Genomic DNA, 19,798 nt, shown 5'->3' with positions numbered 1-19,798 from the left:
AGCGTCGGTCAAATGATTCTGCGGATGCGTCATGATCTCGGTCTACCGGATGGCCCTCACAGATTGCTCACATCCCGCCCGCGGTTGCAGCCCGGGCATGCGAAAGGGGCGGTACCGAAGCACCGCCCCTTCCTCAACGCGCTGAGAGTTACTTGCTCTCCTTGTAGATCGGCGCGGCGCCGTTGACGGCGTCTCCGACCTTGTGAACGCGGATGTCGTTGGTCGATCCGACGATTCCGGGAGGGGAACCGGAGATCACGACGACCTTGTCCCCTTCCTTGGCCATGCCGTTCTTGAGCAGGTACTCGTCTACCTGCAGGAACATCAGGTCGGTGTGCTGCACCGGGTCCACCAGCGTCGAGTGCATTCCCCAGGTCAGCGCCATGCGCCGACGAATGCCGGGCTCCGGCGTGAAGGCCAGCATCGGGATGCGCGAGCGCAGACGCGACAGGCGACGAGCCGAGTCACCGGACTGGGTGAACACGCACAGGTACTTGGCATCGACGAAGTCGGCGACCTCAAGAGCTGCCAGCGTGATGGCACCACCCTGGGTGCGTGGCTTGTTCGTAAGCGGTGCGATGCGCTCCAGGCCGTGCTCTTCAGTGGACTCGACGATGCGTGCCATCGTCTCGACGACGACAACCGGGTACTCGCCCACGCTCGTCTCGCCCGAGAGCATCACAGCATCCGCACCATCCAGCACGGCGTTCGCCACGTCGGAGGTCTCAGCGCGAGTCGGAACCGGGCTCGAGATCATGGACTCGAGCATCTGCGTTGCGACGATGACCGGCTTCGCATTACGACGGGCCAGTTCCACTGCGCGCTTCTGCACGATCGGCACAGCCTCGAGCGGCAGCTCGACGCCCAAGTCACCACGGGCGACCATGATTCCGTCGAAGGCGTCCACGATCTCTTCGAGCGCGTCGACAGCCTGCGGCTTCTCGATCTTCGCGATGACGGGGACCTTGATGCCCTCTTCTGCCATGATCTCGTGCACACGCTCGACATCGCTGGCGTCGCGCACGAAGGACAGCGCGATCAGGTCGGCGCCGATGTTCAGGCCCCAACGAAGATCTGCCTCGTCCTTCTCGCTCAGCGCGGGAACGTTGACAGCGACACCGGGCAGGTTGATGCCCTTGTTGTTCGAGACGGGACCGGCGACGATCACCTTGGTGGTCACGACCGTGCCATCGGTCTCGACGACCTCGACGCGCACCTTGCCATCATCGATGAGCAAGAAGTCGCCGGGCTTGACGTCGTTCGGGAGACCCTTGAAGGTGGTTCCGCAGATCTCGCGGTTTCCGACGATGTCTTCCGTGGTGATCTTGAAGATGTCACCCTCAGCGAGGTCGTACGGGCCGCCCTCGAACTTGCCGAGACGGATCTTCGGACCCTGAAGGTCGACGAGAACCGCTACAGCCTTGCCCGCGTCATCCGCCGCGCGACGAACGTTCGCGTAGTTGGCGTCGTGAACCGAGTAGTCACCGTGGCTGAGGTTCAGTCGAGCAACGTCGACTCCTGCTTCGATGATGGCTCGAACATTTTCATAGCTTGAAGTTGCCGGGCCCAGCGTGGCGACTATTTTCGCGCGTCTCAAGTAATTCTCCAGGGTAAGAGGTGAGGGAACAGAACTGGCGACGTTGCCTTAGCCAGCCTACGCGGGCTGCAGGCCGATCGCGACATCATTCGGCATAACGGGCGACGGCAATACCGACTCCCCCATCAGGAACCGGTCGACACTTGCTGCCGCAGCCCGCCCTTCAGCAATCGCCCACACGATGAGCGACTGGCCGCGGCCAGCGTCACCGGCGACGAAAACGCCGGGAATCGTAGACGCGTACGCCCCATCGCGCGCGAAGCCACCCGATGTCGTCACCTCTGGCCGCAGCTCATCGGTGAACAGATCGTGTTCGGGACCGGTGAATCCCATCGCGATCAGGATCAAGTCCGCCGGGATCTCACGCTCCGTACCGCTCTTGGGCACACGCTTGCCGTCGACGTACTCAGTTTCAGCGACGCGCAACGCGCGTACCTCACCGGCCGCGTTCGCGAGGAACTCGACAGTGGATGCCAGGTAGTGACGTTCACCGCCTTCTTCATGCGCGGACTGCACCTCGAAGATGTTCGGCATCATCGGCCAGGGCTGATGATCGGGCCGTTCGGTGCCGGGTTGCGTGCCGATGGCCAAATTCGTGACGCTCAATGCCCCCTGCCGGTGCGCGGTTCCGATGCAGTCAGCACCGGTATCTCCGCCGCCGATGACGATGACGTGCTTGCCCTTGGCCGTGATCTGATCTGTCACCGTGTCACCGGCAACGGCATGGTTCGACTCCACGAGGTACTCCATCGCGAAGTGCACACCGTCCAGATCACGCCCCGGCAACGGTAGATCGCGTGGCACCGTCGAACCGGTGGCGATCACCACGGCGTCATAACGTGCCCGCAGATCCGCCCAACTGATGTCCCGGCCGATCTCCACTCCGGCGCGGAAGCGGGTGCCCTCTTCCTGCATCTGATGCAGGCGGGCCTCGACGTGAGACTTCTCCATCTTGAAGTCCGGGATGCCGTACCGCAGCAGCCCGCCGATACGGTCGTCCCGCTCAAAGACAGCAACCGTGTGTCCGGCCCGCGTCAACTGCTGAGCGGCCGCGAGCCCCGCCGGGCCCGAGCCGACGACAGCGACGGTCTTCCCGGTGAGTCGCTCAGGCGGCTGCGGCTCCACCCACCCTCTGTTGAAAGCGTTGTCGATGATCGAGACCTCGACCTGCTTGATGGTCACCGCGGGTTGGTTGATTCCCAGCACGCATGCGCTTTCGCACGGTGCAGGACACAGCCGGCCCGTGAACTCGGGAAAGTTGTTCGTCGCGTGGAGGCGTTCGATAACCGAACGATCCTCGCCGCGCCAGGTCAGATCGTTCCACTCGGGAATGAGATTGCCGAGCGGGCACCCCTGGTGACAGAACGGCACACCGCAGTCCATGCAGCGGCCTGCCTGACGGCGCAGCACCGCCGTCTCCCCCGGCTCGTAGACCTCTTTCCAATCCATGATGCGAACCGGAACGGGGCGCCGTGCGGGCAGCTCGCGCTCCGTCACCTTCAGAAAGCCCTTGGGATCAGCCACCGGTCACCTCCAGGATCCGGCTCCAGACTGCGTCGCCATCCGGATCGATACCGGCTGCCTCTGCTTCCTGGCGCATGGACTGCACCGCCGCGAAGTCACGCGGCAGTACTTTTACGAATTCGGATGCCACGACATCGAAGCCGTCCAGCATCCGCTGAGCCAATGGAGAATCGGTACGCTCGGCATGCTCGGCGAGCAGGCTGCGCAGTACTTCGAGATCCGCCCGGTCGAGCTCTCGCAGCTGCAATTCTCCGCTTTCCTGAGACTGCTGGTTGACGTTCTCGGTACGCAGCGCGTGAACGTAAGCCACACCGCCGGACATCCCGGCGCCGAGGTTGCGCCCGGTGTTTCCCAGAATCACGGCCACACCACCGGTCATGTATTCCAAGGCGTGGTCGCCGACTCCTTCGACGACCGCGGTCGCACCGGAGTTTCGCACCAGGAACCGCTCCCCTACGACTCCGGAGATAAACATCGCTCCCGAAGTCGCGCCGTAGCCGATGACGTTGCCGGCGATCACATTCTCATGCGGGGCATAGCTCGAGCTGCGCGGTGGGCGAACGACGATATCGCCTCCGGACAGCCCCTTGCCCACGTAGTCATTCGCGTCGCCCTCGAGTCGGAGGATGATTCCTGCGGGCAGGAACGCTCCGAGCGACTGCCCAGCGGTGCCGTGCAGGGTCACATCGATCGTCTCGCGCGGCAGTCCCGCTGCGCCGAACCGGGTAGTCACCTCATGACCGAGCATGGTGCCGACGGCGCGCTCGGTGTTGCGAATCGGCAACGCGGCGACGACCGGAGCCTTCTCCTCGAGAGCATCCTTCGCCATCGTTATGAGCTGAACATCAAAGTGCTTATCGAGTTCGTGCTCTTGCGGGCGTCCACTCCGACGAGGCTCGGATGCGGGGAACTCCGGTCCTTCCAGGATCGGGGAAAGATCCAGACCGTCCGCTTTCCAGTGAGCTATCGCCGCATTCGCCTCGATGAGGTCGGCGCGGCCGATGATCTCATCAAGCGAACGGAAACCGAGTTCGGCGAGGATCTCGCGCACCTCTTCAGCGATGAACTCCATGAAATTGACGACGAATTCCGGTTTACCCGTGAAACGCTCGCGCAACACCGGGTTCTGCGTCGCGACGCCCACTGGACAGGTGTCCAAATGACATACGCGCATCATGATGCATCCGCTGACGACCAGCGGAGCGGTTGCGAATCCGAATTCCTCCGCACCCAGCAGTGCACCGATGATGACGTCGCGTCCGGTTTTGAGCTGTCCATCAACCTGCACCACAACGCGATCGCGCATGCCGTTGAGCATGAGTGTCTGCTGAGTTTCAGCGAGGCCCAGCTCCCAGGGTGTCCCCGCGTGTTTCAGCGAATTGAGTGGACTCGCTCCCGTCCCGCCGTCGTGTCCGGAAACCAGGATGACATCGCTGAGCGCCTTCGCGACACCGGCGGAGACCGCACCGATGCCGGATTGGCTCACGAGCTTGGTGTGGATCCGCGCCCCGGGGTTCGCGCGTTTCAGATCGAAAATGAGCTGCTTCAGATCTTCGATCGAGTAGATGTCATGGTGCGGTGGCGGCGAAATGAGACCGACTCCCGCGGTGGCATGACGCGTCCGCGCAACCCAAGGGTAGACCTTGCCCGGTGGCAATTGCCCGCCTTCGCCGGGCTTCGCACCCTGTGCGAGCTTGATCTGGATATCGTCGGACTTCGTCAGATACAGACTCGTCACGCCGAACCGACCGGATGCAACCTGCTTGATAGAACTGCGTCGTTCAGTATCCAGCAGCCGATCGACGTCCTCGCCGCCCTCACCGGTGTTCGATTTGCCGCCGATACTGTTCATGGCGATGGCCAGGGTCTCATGCGCTTCGCGTGAGATAGAGCCGTAGCTCATTGCGCCGGTCGAGAATCGCTTCACGATCGAACTCACGGATTCGACCTCATCCAGTGGCACAGCAGGGTGCGCTCCCTGACGCAGCCGGAACAGCCCGCGCAGCGTCTTCAGCTCAGCAGCCTGGTCATCAACGAGCTTGGTGTATTCGCGGAAGATGTCGTATCGCCGATTACGCGTGGAGTGCTGCAGTCGGAACACCGTCTCGGGGTTAAACAGGTGAGGCGAGCCGTCACGTCGCCACTGGTACTCCCCACCGGTCCACAGGCGCTCATGTGCACGCGCTGCCGCGTCCTCCGGATATGCATAGTCGTGACGGGCCTGATTCTCCGCGAACACGTCTTCGATGTCGATGCCGCCGAGTTTGGTCTCGGTTCCGGTGAAGTATGCGTCGACGAACTCCTGGCCCAGACCAACTGCTTCGAACACCTGAGCGCCCGAGTACGACGAGATCGTGGAGATGCCCATCTTGGACATGATCTTCAAAACGCCCTTGCCGAGCGCGTAGATCAGGTTGCGGACCGCCGTCTCCGGGGTGATCCCGGTGATGAAGCCGGTACGAACCAGATGCTCGACAGTTTCCATCGCCAGGTACGGGTTCACCGCGGAGGCCCCATAGCCCATCAGGGTCGCCACATGATGCACCTCACGCACATCGCCTGCTTCGACGATCAGGCCGACCTTCATGCGGTTCTCGCGCCGGATTAGATGGTGATGGATTGCCGAGACCATGAGCAGCGACGGGATCGGGACGAGGTCCTTGTTCGAGTCCCGATCGGAAAGAATGATGAATTCGGCCCCGCTGGCGATCGCGTCGTCGACCTCGGCACACATCTGGGTGAGCCGTTCCTGCATCGTATGAGCGCCAGCGTCGAAATGATAAAGGCCACTGATCGTGACGGCCGAGCGATTCGGCAGCGCCCGGTCGATATAGCGGATCTTCGCCAGTTCGTCGTTATCGATCACCGGGAAATCGAGGGTGACGGTACGGGTGTGCTCCGGACCCCAGCTCAGCAGGTTCCGCTCCGGGCCGAGCCCGAGCCGAAGGCTGGTGACGACCTCTTCCCGGATCGAATCCAGCGGCGGGTTCGTCACCTGAGCGAACTGCTGGGTGAAGTAGTCGAACAGCAGACGCGGACGCTCGCTGAGCACGGCGATCGGTGTGTCAGATCCCATCGCGCCCAAAGGCTCTGCGCCGTGCTGTCCCATCGGCGTGAGCAGAATGCGCACTTCTTCTTCGGTGTAGCCGAATGTGCGCTGGCGCCGCGTGATGGATGCCGGCGGGTGCACGATGTGTTCGCGCTCGGGAAGTTCCGCTAGCCGCACGGTGCCCTCATCGAGCCATTCCTGCCACGGATGCATCGTCGCAAGGTCGTGCTTGATCTCCTCGTCCTCGATGATCCGCCCGGCCTCGGTATCGACAAGGAACATCTTGCCCGGCTGCAACCGTCCGCGGCGCTTGATGCGCTCCGGCTCGAACTCCAGGACGCCGGTCTCGGAGCCGATCACGACCAGCCCGTCCGTCGTCTCGGTCCAACGGCCCGGGCGCAACCCGTTGCGATCAAGGGTTGCGCCGACCAGTGTGCCGTCGGTGAAGATGAGAGCGGCGGGGCCGTCCCAGGGCTCCATGTGATTGGAGTGGTACTCGTAGAAGGCGCGCAGGTCCGGCGCGATGTCCGTCTGCTTCTCATAGGCCTCCGGCACCATCATCATGATCGCGTGGGGCAGGCTGCGGCCGGTGAGAGTCAGCAGTTCCAGGACCTCGTCGAAGGATGCCGAGTCGCTGGCTCCGGGGGTGCAGATGGGCAGCAGCGGGCGAATGTTTCCGAGCAGCTCCGATTCGAGCTGGGACTGTCGTGCACGCATCCAATTGCGGTTGCCGCCGACGGTGTTGATCTCGCCGTTGTGCGCCAGCATCCGCAGCGGCTGCGCGAGCGGCCACGACGGGAAAGTGTTCGTCGAGTAGCGGGAGTGCACAACCGCAAGCTCCGAGGCGAACCGCTCGTCCTGCAGATCCGGGTAAAACGGCTCGAGCTGAAGGGTGGTGACCATTCCCTTGTAGCCGATGGTTCGGCTGGACAGGGAAACGAAATACGCCCCGAGCTCATGACCCGCGCGCTTGCGAAGCCGATACGCGGCGCGATCCAGCGCGATACCGGAGAGTCGCTGCTGATCCGCGGGAGCAGGATTCGTGGCGACGAAGAGCTGCTCGAACGCAGGACGCGCTTCGTCGGCGAGCTTGCCGAGGTTCTGGTTGGCGGTGGGAACCACTCGCCAGCCCAGCACCGTGAGGCCCTCTTCGCGAGCGATCTTCTCAACGCCCGCCTTCTGGGTGCGGCGCTCTGCGGCGTGCAACGGCAAGAAGGTGAGGCCTGCGGCGTACTCGCCTGCGGCGGGAAGATCGAAGTCGGTAACTTCGCGGAGGAACGCATCTGGCATCTGCGTGAGGATGCCTGCCCCGTCGCCCGTTCCGGAGTCGGAACCGATAGCGCCGCGGTGCTCGAGGTTGCGTAAGGCCTCTAGTGCTAACTGGATGATGTCGTGCCCCGCGCTTCCGCGGAGCGTTGCGACCATGGCTAGGCCGCAGGCATCCTTTTCGAATGCCGGGTTGTACATGCCCTGCTTCGGGGGGTAAGCGCCTGATGCGCCATAGGGAGGTTGAAAGTACACCTGTACCGTCCTCAGATACTCAAGTGACACTGGGGACGACGTTGGCCCGCTCGTTCAGTGCAATGGATTCCTTACTCGGCGAGTGAGGCTTCGGGAGCTTCCCTCACTCAGGGAGCGGTGCTTGTGGCGGTGGCTCCGGTGGAAACTTCGACGGGAGGCTCGCTCACATCGACGAAGTCGTCGAGATTGTTCTGCGATTCTACAACAGCGTCGGCATCCTTCCGGCCCCGTCCGGGGACGTACGGCGATGCCTCACGTCCGGTGTGACGGCGGCTCTGCACGATCAGGATGACGATACCGACGACGACGCTGAGAATCGCTGCCCACACGTTGCTGCGCAGACCCAGGATGATCTCGCTCGGGTCGATACGAATCGATTCCCAAAGGATGCGGCCGGCGCTGTACCAGATGAGGTAGATCGCGAAGACCTTGCCCCACTGCAGGCTGAGCTTGTGACCGATCCACAGCAGGAAGAAGACGCCGAGCACGTTCCAGATGACCTCATAGAGGAACGTCGGGTGAAATAGGGTGCCCTCGGCAAGGCCGGGAGGGAAGGCTACATTGTCCGATTCGATCTCCAGGCCCCAGGGAAGATCGGTGGGAAGGCCGAACAGTTCGTGGTTGAACCAGTTGCCGAAACGACCCATCGCCTGTGCCAGCAGCAAGCCGGGCGCGAGAGCGTCTGCGAATGTCCAGAACCGGATGCCGGTCCACTTGCAGCCGAGGTATGCGCCGACGGCACCGCCCAGAAGCGCACCGAAGATGGCGATACCGCCCTCCCAGATCGCCCAGACCGAACCCGGCTCCAAGGGATTCCAGGTGTTCTTGCCTTCTCCGAAGTAGAAGTTCGGATGCGTGAGCACGTGGAAGATGCGCGCGCCGATGATCGCCAGCGGAACGGCGAGGATCGCGATGTCGATGACAACCCACGGCTCTGCTCCACGCCGGGTCAGCCTGTTATTGGTCAGAAGCGTGGCCACCACAATGCCGGCGATGATGCACAGCGCGTAGAAGTGAATCCGCAGCGGACCGAGGTCGATGTAGCTGACAGCGGGGCTCGGGATGCTGGTGAGCACGCCGGTGAAGGCTGTGTGGAGCGCGAGGGACATGAGTGCGATTCTAGTTCCCGTGTGAGGTGGCCGCCGACGAAGTGCCGGCGGTGAGGGTTTTGGTGACGTCGGCCAGGGCATCCAGTCCCCCGTCGCGCAGAGCGCGTACGAGGGCGGTTCCAACGATCGCGCCGTCGGCGTAGTCGACGACGTCCGCGATCTGGTCGGCGGTGGAGATGCCGATGCCGACACAGGCGCGAGTCGCGCCGTGCGTACGCAGGCGGCTGACCAGCGTGCGCGCTGCCTTATCGAGTTGCGCACGCTCGCCCGTGATGCCCATGGTGGAGACCGTGTAAATGAATCCGGTCGAGGACTTCACGACGAGCTCGAGGCGTTCGTCGGTGGAGGTGGGGGCTGCCAGGAAGATCCGATCCAGACCGGTGCGTTCGCTGGCGGCGATCCACTCCCCTGCCGCTTCTGGCGTGATGTCTGGAGTGATGATCCCCGCACCGCCGGCCGCCAGAAGGTCATCGGCGTAGCGGTCGATGCCGTACTGCACGATCGGGTTCCAATAGGTCATCACCACGACGGGCACATCAGTGGCCGCCGCGATGGCCTTCACCGCAGTGAACAGGTCGCGGGTTCTGAAACCCGCTGCCAGTGCGCTGCGGGTGGCTTCCTGGATGATTGGTCCGTCCATCACCGGGTCGCTGTAGGGCGGACCGAGTTCGATGACGTCGGCGCCGTTCTCAGCGAGTGTGATCGCGGCCTGGATGCTGGTCTCAAGATCCGGGAAACCAACCGGCAGGTAGCCGATGAACGCACCGCGTCCAGCATCCTGAGCCTTTTGCAGGGCGCGTTCGATACGACTCATCGGGCAGTCTCCATACCGGCGGCGCTGTCATACAGATCGAAGTAGCGCGCGGCCGTATCCATGTCTTTGTCGCCGCGTCCGGACAGACACACCGCGATGATCGCATCCGGCCCGAGTTCTGCACCCAACCGAAGCGCGCCGGCCAGTGCATGGGCCGATTCAATCGCCGGAATGATGCCCTCGGTGCGACTCAGAAGTCGTAGCGCCTGCATCGCCTCATCATCGGTTGCGGGAATGTACTCCGCACGGCCGATATCGGCGAGCCAGGAGTGCTCGGGGCCGACGCCGGGATAGTCCAAGCCCGCCGAGATCGAGTGGGACTCGATCGTCTGGCCGTCCTCATCCTGCAGCAGGTACGTACGTGCACCGTGCAGCACGCCCGGACGACCACGCTCGATCGATGCCGCATGCCTGTCGGTGTCCACGCCGTCACCGGCAGCTTCCACACCGTAGAGCTTCACGTTCTCGTCATCCAGGAAAGCGTCAAACATACCGATCGCGTTCGATCCGCCGCCCACGCACGCCACGACGGCGTCAGGCAGACGACCGACCTCGTCCAGCAGCTGCTGGCGGGCCTCTTCTCCGATGATCTTCTGGAAGTCACGCACCATCGCGGGGAACGGGTGGGGACCGGCGGCGGTACCGAAGATGTAGTTGGTGGTCTCGACGGTGGCGACCCAGTCGCGGTACGCGTCGTTGATCGCATCCTTGAGGGTGCGCGAACCGGTGGTGACGGAAACGACCTCGGCACCCAGCAGACGCATGCGCGCAACGTTCAATGCCTGACGCTCGGTGTCGACTTCGCCCATGTAGATCGTGCAGTCCAGGCCGAACAGCGCTGCCGCTGTCGCTGTGGCGACACCGTGCTGACCGGCTCCGGTCTCGGCGATCACGCGTGTCTTGCCCAAGCGCTTGGTGAGCAGCGCCTGACCGAGCACGTTGTTGATCTTGTGGCTGCCGGTGTGGTTCAGATCTTCACGCTTGAGGAACACCCGTGCGCCGCCGGCATGGGCCGCGAAGCGCTGCACCTCGGTCAGCGCCGAGGGCCGGCCAGCGTAGCTGCCCAGCAGTCCGGCGAGCTCTGCACGAAACGCCTCGTCAGCGATGGCTTCTTCGTAGGCCACGGTCAGTTCATCGATCGCTGCGATGAGCGACTCCGGCATGTACCGGCCGCCGAACTCGCCGAAGAACGGACCCGGCTGGTCGCGCAGGCTCATCCCACCTCCAGGAAACTCTTCAGGGTGGCGACCGGGTCCCCGGTCACCAGCGCTTCGCCGATCAGCACCACGTCTGCTCCTGCAGAGCGGTAGCGCGCGACGTCGGCGGGCTCGAGCACAGCAGACTCAGCGATCTTCACAGCATCCGCAGGAATCCGGTCCACCAGAGTGCTGAACAGGTCGCGGTCCAGCTCCAGCGTCTTGAGATTGCGAGCGTTCACTCCGATGAGTGCTGCGCCCAGGTCGATCGCTGCTTCGAGCTCCTCTGCCGAATGGGTCTCCACCAGCGGGGTCATCCCGAGTTCCGTGATCAGGGTGTAGAGCTGCTGCAGCACCTTCGGCTCCAGACCTGCAACGATCAGCAGGGCGAGATCGGCCCCCGCCGCGCGCGCTTCGAGCACCTGATACGGGGTGGCGATGAAGTCTTTGCGCAGCACCGGAACCGAGACGCGATCGGTGACGGCCTCGAGGTCGGCCAGGCTTCCGCCGAAACGGCGCTCTTCGGTGAGCACGCTGATCGCCGAGGCGCCACCGAGCTCGTAGAGGCCCGCCTGGTGCGCAGGATCCGGAATCTCGGCGAGAGCACCGCGAGAAGGACTCGCGCGCTTGACCTCGGCGATGATCTTGACGCGTTCTGCCGGAGCGAGTGCGGCCAGCGCATCCCTGGCCGCTGGGCGCGCGAGCGCGGCCTTTTCGACCTCGGCGAGGGGGCGTGTCAGCGCACGACGCTCAGCGTCCTGAACTGCGCCGGCCGTCAGGTCGGCGAGGACCATCAGTGGCCCTTCGGCGAGTACTTGGGTCCGTTCACTCCCCATCCGGCTTTCGCCAGAATCGGGCCGAGAAGAGCGCCGACGACGATGATGCCGACCGAAATCCACACAAACAGCGGCGCTTCGAAGCAGAACGCTACCGTGCCGGCCGCGACGCCGATCAGCATGACCACCACAGCGGTCCAAGCCGCAGGCGAGTGTCCGTGGCCGGGGTCAGCAATGGGGTTGGTCATGTTCTCCTCCGAGGCAGTCATGGGGTATTGCAATCAGTCTATCCGGGTCACTGGGTGGGGTCTGTCCCGCGCGACAGGTCATCCCAGGAGTCAATGGCATCAACGGTGCCCTCAGCGTCGTGAACGGTGTCGGTGCGGTAGCGCTTGCCCCCGCTCTTCCACCGCCTCGCCGTCGACAGCACGAACAGCGCGGTGGCGATCAACAGCACCCATCCGATCAGAGCAGCCCACGGCCACAGAGATGGAGAGAGCGTTTGGATGACGTCGGCAACGGCTGTTCCGCCGGCAAGACCCGTGGTCTCAGTCACCGTCGGAGCGTACGCGGCCTCGGGCGCCTCGATGAGGATCTCGGCCGTCCACCAGGTCAGAAAGCCTCCGGCGAGCAGCGCAATGGCCGCAAAGACATAGCGCAGCACCACTCCGGCGATGGCCAGCGCCGCGCCGAGCGCGAGCACGGCAAGACTCAGAGGTGCCAGCAGCGCGAGAGCATCCGCACCGGGGATCAGAATCGGCTCACCGCCATCGGAGCGCTGGAGTGTCAGCCAGGTCTGCGTAGACGAGATGATTCCGATGCCGCCCGCGAGCAGAAATCCGATGGCCGCGGTGCTGCGGCCGCGCTTGACCGCGTTCATTCTGGGGTGCCTGACTCCGCCTGTTCAGCGGAAAAGGCGACAGCTTCGAGGTCGTTCGCATCGAAGCATGTGCGTGTTCCGGTGTGGCACGCGGGTCCGATCTGCTCGACGAGCAGCAGGATGGCGTCACCGTCGCAATCCAGACGCGCTTCGCGCACCTGCTGCACGTGGCCTGAGGTATCGCCCTTGCGCCAGTATTCCTGCCGTGAGCGGGACCAGTAGGTGACGCGACCGGTAGTCAGAGTGCGCCGAAGAGCCTCAGCATCCAGCCAAGCCAGCATGAGAACCTCACGCGTGTCCCACTGCTGCACGATCGCGGGCGCCAAGCCGTCGGCGTTCCACACCACCTGGGCGATGCGCGCTTCCAGATCAGTCATCAGCATCGCCCCGCTCGCTAGATGCCGCGTCTCGAACCAGAATCCCCTCAGCACGCATAGCGGCTTTGACGTCACCGATGGTGAACGCCCCAGAGTGAAAGACACTCGCGGCCAGCACAGCATCCGCACCGGCCTTGATCGCGGGCGCGAAGTCGGTGACAGCGCCCGCGCCGCCGGAAGCGATCACGGGAACCGACGAGACTTCACGCATCAGGCGCACCAACTCGAGATCGAAGCCGTCGCGGGTACCGTCGGCGTCGATGGAGTTGACCAGCAGTTCACCGGCACCGCGCTCGATCGCCTCACGTGCCCAGTCCAGTGCGTCCAGCGTTGTTGCCGTGCGTCCGCCATGGGTGGTGATCATGAAGCCGGATGCCGTAGTCGTCGACCTTTTGATGTCGAGCGAGAGTACGAGCACCTGCGAGCCGAAACGATCCGCGATCTCGCCGATCAGATCGGGTCGCGCGATCGCGGCTGAGTTGACACCGATCTTGTCTGCGCCAACGCCCTGCAGCCGGGCGACGTCCTCGACGCTGCGAATGCCCCCACCAACGGTGAGCGGAACGAAAACCTGTTCGGCGGTGCGCTGAACGACGTCATAGGTGGTCGCGCGCTCATCGACCGTGGCGGTGACATCGAGGAAGGTGATCTCGTCGGCTCCCTGCGCAGCGTAGTGCGCCGCGAGTTCGACAGGATCGCCCATGTCGCGCAGGTTCTCGAAATTCACGCCTTTGACGACGCGACCTGCTGCAACATCGAGGCAGGGGATCACTCGGCTGGTGAGAGTCATCAGAGCCTCGCAGCGTGGATCGCGGTGACCAGCAACGCTCTGGCGCCCAGAGCGTACAGATCATCCATCACACCGTTGATGCCCTTCTGCGGGATCATCACACGCACGGCCACCATGGAATCGTCCTTCAGCGGCGAAATCGTCGGCGACTCGCGGCCCGGAGCGATCGCAACAGCTTTTTCGAGCAGTTCGACCGGAAGCACGTAGTCCAGAAGTGCATACCGTCGTGCGACGATTACACCGCGCAGGCGACGCAGCAGTTTGTCGGTTCCCTCCGCGTCGCCGGGACGGCTGATGAGAACGGCTTCGGATTCGATGATGACCGGACCGAAGATCTCCAGCCCCGCCTGCCGCAGGGTGGTGCCCGTCTCCACGACATCGGCGATCGCATCGGCAACGCCCAAGCGCACAGCGGACTCTACGGCCCCATCGAGCGACACCAGGGTGGCCTCGATGCCGTGCTCGCGCAGGAAGCGGTCCACCAGACCGGGATAAGCGGAGGCGATGCGCGCTCCTGAAAGCTCCTCGATCGTGGAGTACTGCCCGCTGGGAGCAGCGAAACGGAAGGTCGACCGCGCGAATCCGAGTTCTTGGATCTCCCGCGCCTGCTGGGGGACATCGCGCAGCAGGTCACGGCCAGTGATGCCCACATCGAGCGCACCCGATGCCACGTACGTGGCGATGTCACGTGGGCGGAGGAAGAAGAACTCAACGCCGTTGGGTGCGTCGACGAGGTGGAGAGTCTTGGAATCACGGCGGCCGGCATAACCGGCTTCGGCGAGCATCTCGGCGGCGGTCTCAGACAGTGAGCCCTTGTTGGGGACAGCAATACGAAGCATGGGGCGCTTTCAGATCAGAGGGGAAGGGTCGGGAACGCTTCACAGATGTCGGTAGACATCCTGAAGGCTCAGTCCCTTCGCGATCATCATCACCTGCAGGTGATAAAGCAGCTGCGAGATCTCCTCGGCAGTTTCATCGTTTGATTCGTACTCGGCAGCCATCCATACCTCGGCTGCCTCTTCTACGATCTTCTTGCCGATCGTGTGTACACCGCCGTCGAGCTCGGCGACGGTTCCGGATCCGGTTGGGCGGGTCTCGGCCTTGACGCTGAGCTCAGCGAACAGCTCTTCGAAAGTCTTCACGATTCCAGGCTAGCGGCTCGCGCACGCTCTCGAAGCCCGTGGATGGCCGCTTCGATGTTCTCGGCACCGAATACGGCAGATCCCGCGACGAATGTGTCGGCGCCCGCCTCGGCTGCCTGCGCAATCGTGTCGAGTGATATGCCGCCGTCGACCTGGAACCAGACCGTCGAGTTGCGCCGCCGAGCTTCCTCGACCAGCGCACGCAGCTTCGGCATGGTCGATGACAGGAAGCCCTGACCGCCGAAACCGGGTTCGACAGTCATCACGAGGATCTGATCAAACTCATCCATGATCTCGTAGAGGCTGTCACCGGCAGTGTCCGGTTTGATGGCGACCCCGGCGCGGGAGCCGATCTCACGGAGGCGTCGGGCAAGTTCCACTGGACGGGCCGCTGCTTCCAGATGGAAGGTGACGCTGGCTGCGCCCAGCTCGGCGTACCCCGGCGCCCAACGATCGGCATCGGAGATCATGAGATGAACATCCAGCGGCACCGGGCTCGTCGCTTGAATACGTTCCACCATTTGCGTCCCGAATGTCAGATTGGGCACGAAGTGATTGTCCATGACATCGACGTGCACGAAATCAGCGGATGCGATGCGTTCCAGATCCGCCTGCATATTGACGAAGTCCGCGGACAGGATGCTGGGGTTGATGCGCGGGGCCGAGGGAAGGCTCATGGGGTCATTCTCCTAGCTCATAGTGCGCTGCAGGAGCGCGAGGAACATCGCGTCGGTGCCGTTGCGGTGCGGCCACAGCTGCACTCTGCCGGTCCCGTCGGATGCGAGGTCGATGGGACTGTCGACGAGGGATGCGAGGATCGCCGCGGCATCCAGTTCAACGACGTCATCGCGGGTGCGCAGCACCTCGGCGACCACGCCGCTGGTCTCGGCGAGGTGCGGCGAGCACGTGACGTACGCGACCACACCTCCCGGTGCGAGAGCATCGATGGCACCGGCGAGCAGCTGCTCCTGCAGCGGAACCAGCTCGGCGACATCGGCCGGCGTTTTGCGCCAGCGGGCTTCGGGGCGACGACGCAGAGCGCCCAGTCCCGTGCAAGGCGCGTCGACGAGGATCCGGTCGAACCGCGCAGGGTTCGCTGCAACCAGGTCACGCCCGTCCTGCTCGTGGACAGTGACCTCACCGGGGACGGCCCGCAACGCCTTGCGGACGAGCCCTGCGCGTGCCGGGATCACCTCGTTGGCTTCGAGCGTAACCTCGTGCTGGTTCGCGATGGCCGCAAGCAGTGCTGTCTTGCCGCCGGGGCCGGCACAGAGGTCGAGCCACTGCTCCCCCGCCGCAATCGGCTTCGCAGCGGCCAGCGCGAGGGCGACGAGCTGCGAGCCCTCGTCCTGCACGCGGATCCTCCCGCCGGCTTCGGAGATCATCTTCAGCGGGTCTCCGCCCGGTGAAGCGAATGCGGTCGGTGCGTAGGGACGGGCGGGAGTACCGCGCTCGGCGAGGCCGGGAAGGGCGACGAGGGTGACCTGGGGCGAGATGTTGTCGGCCTCGAGGAGCTCTTCCAGCTCTTCGACTCGGCCTTCGGCAGCGAGTGCACGCCGCAGTGCGCGGATGATCCAAACCGGGTGCGCGGTGCGCAGCCCCAGCCGCTCATCGTCCGAGCGTGCCGCCGCTTCGATGCGTTCCTGCCACACACCGGGTGTGTCTTGAGAGATTCGACGCAGCACGGCATTGGTGAATCCGGACGGCCCCCGACCGACAGCATCAGAGACGAGGTTCACGGACTCGTTGACCGCTGCGTGCGAGGCGACGCGGGTAGCGAGCAGCTGGTGGGTGGCGAGGCGCAGAGCGTCGAGCACCGGCGCGTCGATCTCGTCCGCTGGCCGGCCGGCAGCGGCGGCGATGATCGCGTCGTAGGTGCCGCGTCGGCGGAGCGTGCCATAGGTGAGTTCGGTCGCCAGCCCCGCATCCTGCGGGTTCAGCTGGGCCTCGGCGATCGCCGAGGGCAGCAGCAGGTTCGCATAGGCATCAGAGTCGCTGACGGCGCGGAGAACGTCGTAGGCGACGCGTCGCGCAGGAGACACCTGGCGTGCCTGTGGCGCACGCGCGGGGCGGCGCTGCTGTGCTCCGCGTGCCGGGGAACTCTGTCTGGCGTTACCGCGCCTCTGCTGGCCGGTCATGCGCCGAACCGCACGTTCTCGTCGGCGCGGAGACCCCGCCACCAGTCGGTGGCATTCATCGCGCCCTTGCCAGCGGGCTGCACGCGGGTCACGGCCACGGGTGATGTTCCGGTGCCGACCAGCAGCGCCTGTTTCGTCGTCCAGACAGTTCCGGGCGCCTGCGCCTCGGCGTCGATCGGCGCCATCGCCAGGACCTTCACGCGAAGTCCTTCGACCGTCGTATGGGCGCCGGGTTCGGGCGTGACGCCGCGGAACCGGGCGAACAGCTCGGCCGCGGACTGCGTCCACTCCAGCGCACCGTCTTCGAGGGTGAGCTTGGGGGCGACGGTGGCCTCGCCCTGCTGCGCAACAGCCACGCCGGTGCCATCAGCGATGGATGCGACGACATCTGCTGTCAGGCCTGCCCCGTCGTCCGCGAGGATCCGCAGGGCGACGTCCGCGGTCGCGTCCGCCGCAACCGGCACCGTGCGAGCGGCATAGACGTCACCGGCATCCAACGCGGGAACCAGCTGGAAGACGCTGGCGCCGAGTTCGGTATCCCCGGCGATCAGCGCGCGCTGCACGGGGGCAGCGCCCCGCCACTGCGGCAGCAACGAGAAGTGCAGGTTGATCCACCCGTGTTCAGGAGCAGACAGCAATGGCTCGCGCACCAGCCCGCCATAGGCGACGATGACGCCCAGTTCAGGCTCCAGCGCCGTGATCTTTTCGGTGGCCTCGTCATCCAGGCGTGCGGCCTTGATGATCGGCAGCCCCAGCTCCTCGGCAGCCTGAGCCACGGGTGAGGGGGTGAGGACGCGTTTACGCCCCAGCGGGGCATCCGGTCGGGTGATGACGGCTGCGATCTCGTGCGAACGCACGAGGGTTCGCAGAGTCGGGACGGCTGCGGCGGGGGTGCCGGCGAAGACGAGGCGCATAAAGGTTCTCCGGAAGGAAGGGATTAAAGCTCTGGATCGAGGATATCGAGCCGCAGTGATAGTGGGATGCGGTTGTTGCCTGCTTTGCCCCGTCGCCGTTTGACAGCTTCGGCTACGACCGCAGCACGAAGTGTCGTCGCCACTGTCGCGCCGGCGGCGTACTCGAAGCGGACGAGCGCCCGGACACGGTCCTCATCGGATTCGATCGGCACCGGGCCGAGAATGGCGTCAGCCGGTAACGGCAGTGCACGCAGGCTCGTGAGTGCGCGCTCCACGGATGCCCCGATCCCCTCGATCAGGGCGACTCTCGCTGCCGGCGGCATGTGCAGCGGTGCACGCTCCGCCAGCTCGGAACGGGCGTAACCGGACTGGTTCCAGGTCGCCAGCGCCCGAGCCACCGGTCCATCGACGCCGACCAGGTGGATCGGTGCTCCGGGAGCTGCCAGAGCGGCGGCATTCGACCACCAGCGCAGGCACGACTCACCGACGCGGAGGTCGGGGGCCTGCAGCATTCGGGAGCCGTCCAACAGCACAACGGCACGATATCCACCCTCGGCGATCGGCTCCGCTCCCCTGGTGGCGACAACGAGTGCGGGCTTGTCCGACACCGATTCGACCGGGTGGGCGCCATCGGCGATGATCACGCGCACGCCGGGGAATGCGCGCCCCAGCTCGTCTGCGGTTCGCTCACTCCCGGATGACGCCAACCGCAGCTGAGTGGATGAACACGAGGGGCACGCCCACGCCCGAGCCGACCGTCCGCACCAGCCGCACACCGGCACGGCACCGCGATGGCGCGCGCCCAGCGGGCCGCCACAGGGTGCACAGCGTGCGGGCGCGCGGCATTCAGCGCAGACGAGAGTGGGCGAGAATCCGGGTCGGGAAACCTGAACCAGCACCGGGCCGGATTCGGTGGCAGTGCGGGCCGCTGCGAAAGCGCTGGAGTGCACCCGCTGCGTGGGCGCTTCCAGTTCATGCTGTGTGCTCAGCACGACCTTCGGCAGGACCCGGCGCGCTGCACGGACGTCCTGCAGCCAGCCGTGGATCACCAGTCGCTCAACGTCGGTGGTCCGGCTGTGCGCAGCCACCAGCAGCGCAGAGGATTCCTGCTCCTGCCGCAGCAGCGCCGCGTCCCGAGCGTGCACGTAGGGTGCGAGGGGCTCGCCGAGGAGCGAGTCGCCGTCATCCCAGATCGCCACGAGTCCCGCACGCACCGGCGAATACACGGCCGAGCGGTTTCCGACAACCACGCAGGGCGCGTCTTCCAGTGATCGCAAGAACCCGCGATAGCGGTCTGGATTTGTCTGCCGCGAATCGTGGCGCACGATGGCTTCGGCGGGCAGCATCGTCTCCAACGCCGTCAAAAGACGATCCAGATCGCGGTGATCGGGAACCACGAGGATCGATGATGCACCGGCAGCAAGGGTGTGGGTGGCGGCGGCCGCGAGCAGCTGTGTCCACCGCGGCATATCGTCGCGGATTCCGGGGATCGCTTCGACCCCTGCTCGTCCGCGTTCCTCGAGCACGGCGCTCAGTCCCTCGTACTCGCTGAGTACTGCGCTGGCTCGGGCGATCGCATCCGGACCCAACACAGGAACCGGTGCATCCGCCTTCCAGGCCTTCTCTACACGCACCTGTCGTTTGGGGATCACCAGACGCAGAATGTCGGATGCCGACCCTGCTGCCCGGTCCGCGGTACGACGCGCGAGCCGGTAGAGGCGATCCGGTAGAACGGCGATCTGCGATACGACGTTGTCCACCTCGGAGAGTGGGCGCTCAGCGTCATCCTCTTCAGCCACCTCGACAACGTAACCATCGACAAGACGTCCGGCGCTGCGCAATGGCACCCGCACCCGAACCCCGGGAGAGACGTCGCCGAGTTCCGCCGGTAGCGCGTAGTCGAACAGCCGGTCCAGCTGGGGCAGCGGAGAATCCAGCTGCACCCGCGCGATGCGCCGGCTCATCGCCGGG

At 64.8% G+C, this 19,798-nt stretch carries 17 protein-coding genes; all 17 read right to left on the bottom strand.

Annotation, left to right across the window (positions count from 1 at the left end; translation table 11 throughout):
• Positions 1-148: 148 nt before the first annotated feature.
• Positions 149-1,597 (bottom strand): pyruvate kinase, encoded by a 1,449-nt coding sequence (gene pyk, locus ACSU1L_RS02690; protein ID WP_439254633.1) that lies wholly within the window; start codon positions 1,595-1,597, stop codon positions 149-151.
• A 57-nt stretch (positions 1,598-1,654) separates the two neighbouring features.
• The gene (locus ACSU1L_RS02685) at positions 1,655-3,121 is read right to left on the bottom strand and encodes a glutamate synthase subunit beta (RefSeq protein WP_439254632.1); all 1,467 of its coding nucleotides are present in this window, start codon (positions 3,119-3,121) and stop codon (positions 1,655-1,657) included.
• Positions 3,114-7,637: a glutamate synthase large subunit gene (gene gltB, locus ACSU1L_RS02680; RefSeq protein WP_439254631.1), complete on the bottom strand. Its 4,524-nt coding sequence runs from the start codon at positions 7,635-7,637 to the stop codon at positions 3,114-3,116. The genes ACSU1L_RS02685 and gltB overlap by 8 nt, the downstream gene beginning before the upstream one ends.
• A gap of 161 nt (positions 7,638-7,798) precedes the next feature.
• Positions 7,799-8,800 carry a prolipoprotein diacylglyceryl transferase gene (lgt, locus tag ACSU1L_RS02675; RefSeq protein WP_438254569.1) on the bottom strand — a complete coding sequence of 334 codons (1,002 nt, stop codon included), beginning with the start codon at positions 8,798-8,800 and terminating at the stop codon, positions 7,799-7,801.
• 10 nt (positions 8,801-8,810) lie between these two features.
• A complete protein-coding gene (gene trpA, locus ACSU1L_RS02670) occupies positions 8,811-9,614 on the bottom strand; it encodes a tryptophan synthase subunit alpha (RefSeq protein ID WP_438254567.1) in 804 nt (267 codons plus the stop codon).
• Positions 9,611-10,831, bottom strand: a complete 1,221-nt coding sequence (gene trpB / locus ACSU1L_RS02665) for a tryptophan synthase subunit beta (protein WP_439254630.1) — start codon at positions 10,829-10,831, stop codon at positions 9,611-9,613. Before trpB ends, trpA begins: the two co-directional genes overlap by 4 nt.
• The gene (trpC, locus tag ACSU1L_RS02660) at positions 10,828-11,604 is read right to left on the bottom strand and encodes an indole-3-glycerol phosphate synthase TrpC (protein ID WP_439254629.1); all 777 of its coding nucleotides are present in this window, start codon (positions 11,602-11,604) and stop codon (positions 10,828-10,830) included. The genes trpB and trpC overlap by 4 nt, the downstream gene beginning before the upstream one ends.
• The gene (locus ACSU1L_RS02655) at positions 11,604-11,834 is read right to left on the bottom strand and encodes an HGxxPAAW family protein (RefSeq protein ID WP_438254857.1); all 231 of its coding nucleotides are present in this window, start codon (positions 11,832-11,834) and stop codon (positions 11,604-11,606) included. The genes trpC and ACSU1L_RS02655 overlap by 1 nt, the downstream gene beginning before the upstream one ends.
• Positions 11,835-11,881: 47 nt before the next feature.
• Entirely contained in the window at positions 11,882-12,466 is a 585-nt protein-coding gene (locus ACSU1L_RS02650) for a Trp biosynthesis-associated membrane protein (protein ID WP_438254564.1), read from the bottom strand.
• Positions 12,463-12,849, bottom strand: a complete 387-nt coding sequence (gene hisI / locus ACSU1L_RS02645) for a phosphoribosyl-AMP cyclohydrolase (RefSeq protein WP_438254563.1) — start codon at positions 12,847-12,849, stop codon at positions 12,463-12,465. Before hisI ends, ACSU1L_RS02650 begins: the two co-directional genes overlap by 4 nt.
• Entirely contained in the window at positions 12,836-13,633 is a 798-nt protein-coding gene (gene hisF, locus ACSU1L_RS02640) for an imidazole glycerol phosphate synthase subunit HisF (protein WP_438254562.1), read from the bottom strand. The genes hisI and hisF overlap by 14 nt, the downstream gene beginning before the upstream one ends.
• Positions 13,633-14,472 (bottom strand): ATP phosphoribosyltransferase, encoded by an 840-nt coding sequence (gene hisG, locus ACSU1L_RS02635; RefSeq protein WP_438254561.1) that lies wholly within the window; start codon positions 14,470-14,472, stop codon positions 13,633-13,635. The genes hisF and hisG overlap by 1 nt, the downstream gene beginning before the upstream one ends.
• A gap of 39 nt (positions 14,473-14,511) precedes the next feature.
• Positions 14,512-14,775, bottom strand: coding sequence for a phosphoribosyl-ATP diphosphatase (locus tag ACSU1L_RS02630; RefSeq protein ID WP_439254628.1), 264 nt, complete (start codon positions 14,773-14,775; stop codon positions 14,512-14,514).
• Positions 14,772-15,452, bottom strand: coding sequence for a ribulose-phosphate 3-epimerase (rpe, locus tag ACSU1L_RS02625; protein WP_439254627.1), 681 nt, complete (start codon positions 15,450-15,452; stop codon positions 14,772-14,774). The genes ACSU1L_RS02630 and rpe overlap by 4 nt, the downstream gene beginning before the upstream one ends.
• 12 nt (positions 15,453-15,464) lie before the next feature.
• Positions 15,465-16,817: an RsmB/NOP family class I SAM-dependent RNA methyltransferase gene (locus ACSU1L_RS02620; RefSeq protein ID WP_439254626.1), complete on the bottom strand. Its 1,353-nt coding sequence runs from the start codon at positions 16,815-16,817 to the stop codon at positions 15,465-15,467.
• Between the two features lie 92 nt (positions 16,818-16,909).
• A complete protein-coding gene (gene fmt, locus ACSU1L_RS02615) occupies positions 16,910-17,827 on the bottom strand; it encodes a methionyl-tRNA formyltransferase (protein ID WP_439254625.1) in 918 nt (305 codons plus the stop codon).
• A 23-nt stretch (positions 17,828-17,850) separates the two neighbouring features.
• The gene (locus ACSU1L_RS02610; RefSeq protein ID WP_439254624.1) at positions 17,851-19,791 is read right to left on the bottom strand and encodes a primosomal protein N'; all 1,941 of its coding nucleotides are present in this window, start codon (positions 19,789-19,791) and stop codon (positions 17,851-17,853) included.
• Positions 19,792-19,798 lie beyond the last annotated feature (7 nt).

Source organism: Microbacterium sp. A94, assembly GCF_051842855.1.
Classification (GTDB): domain Bacteria; phylum Actinomycetota; class Actinomycetes; order Actinomycetales; family Microbacteriaceae; genus Microbacterium.
Note: the sequence above shows the minus strand (reverse complement) of the source record. Positions and strands in the feature narration are given on the sequence as shown.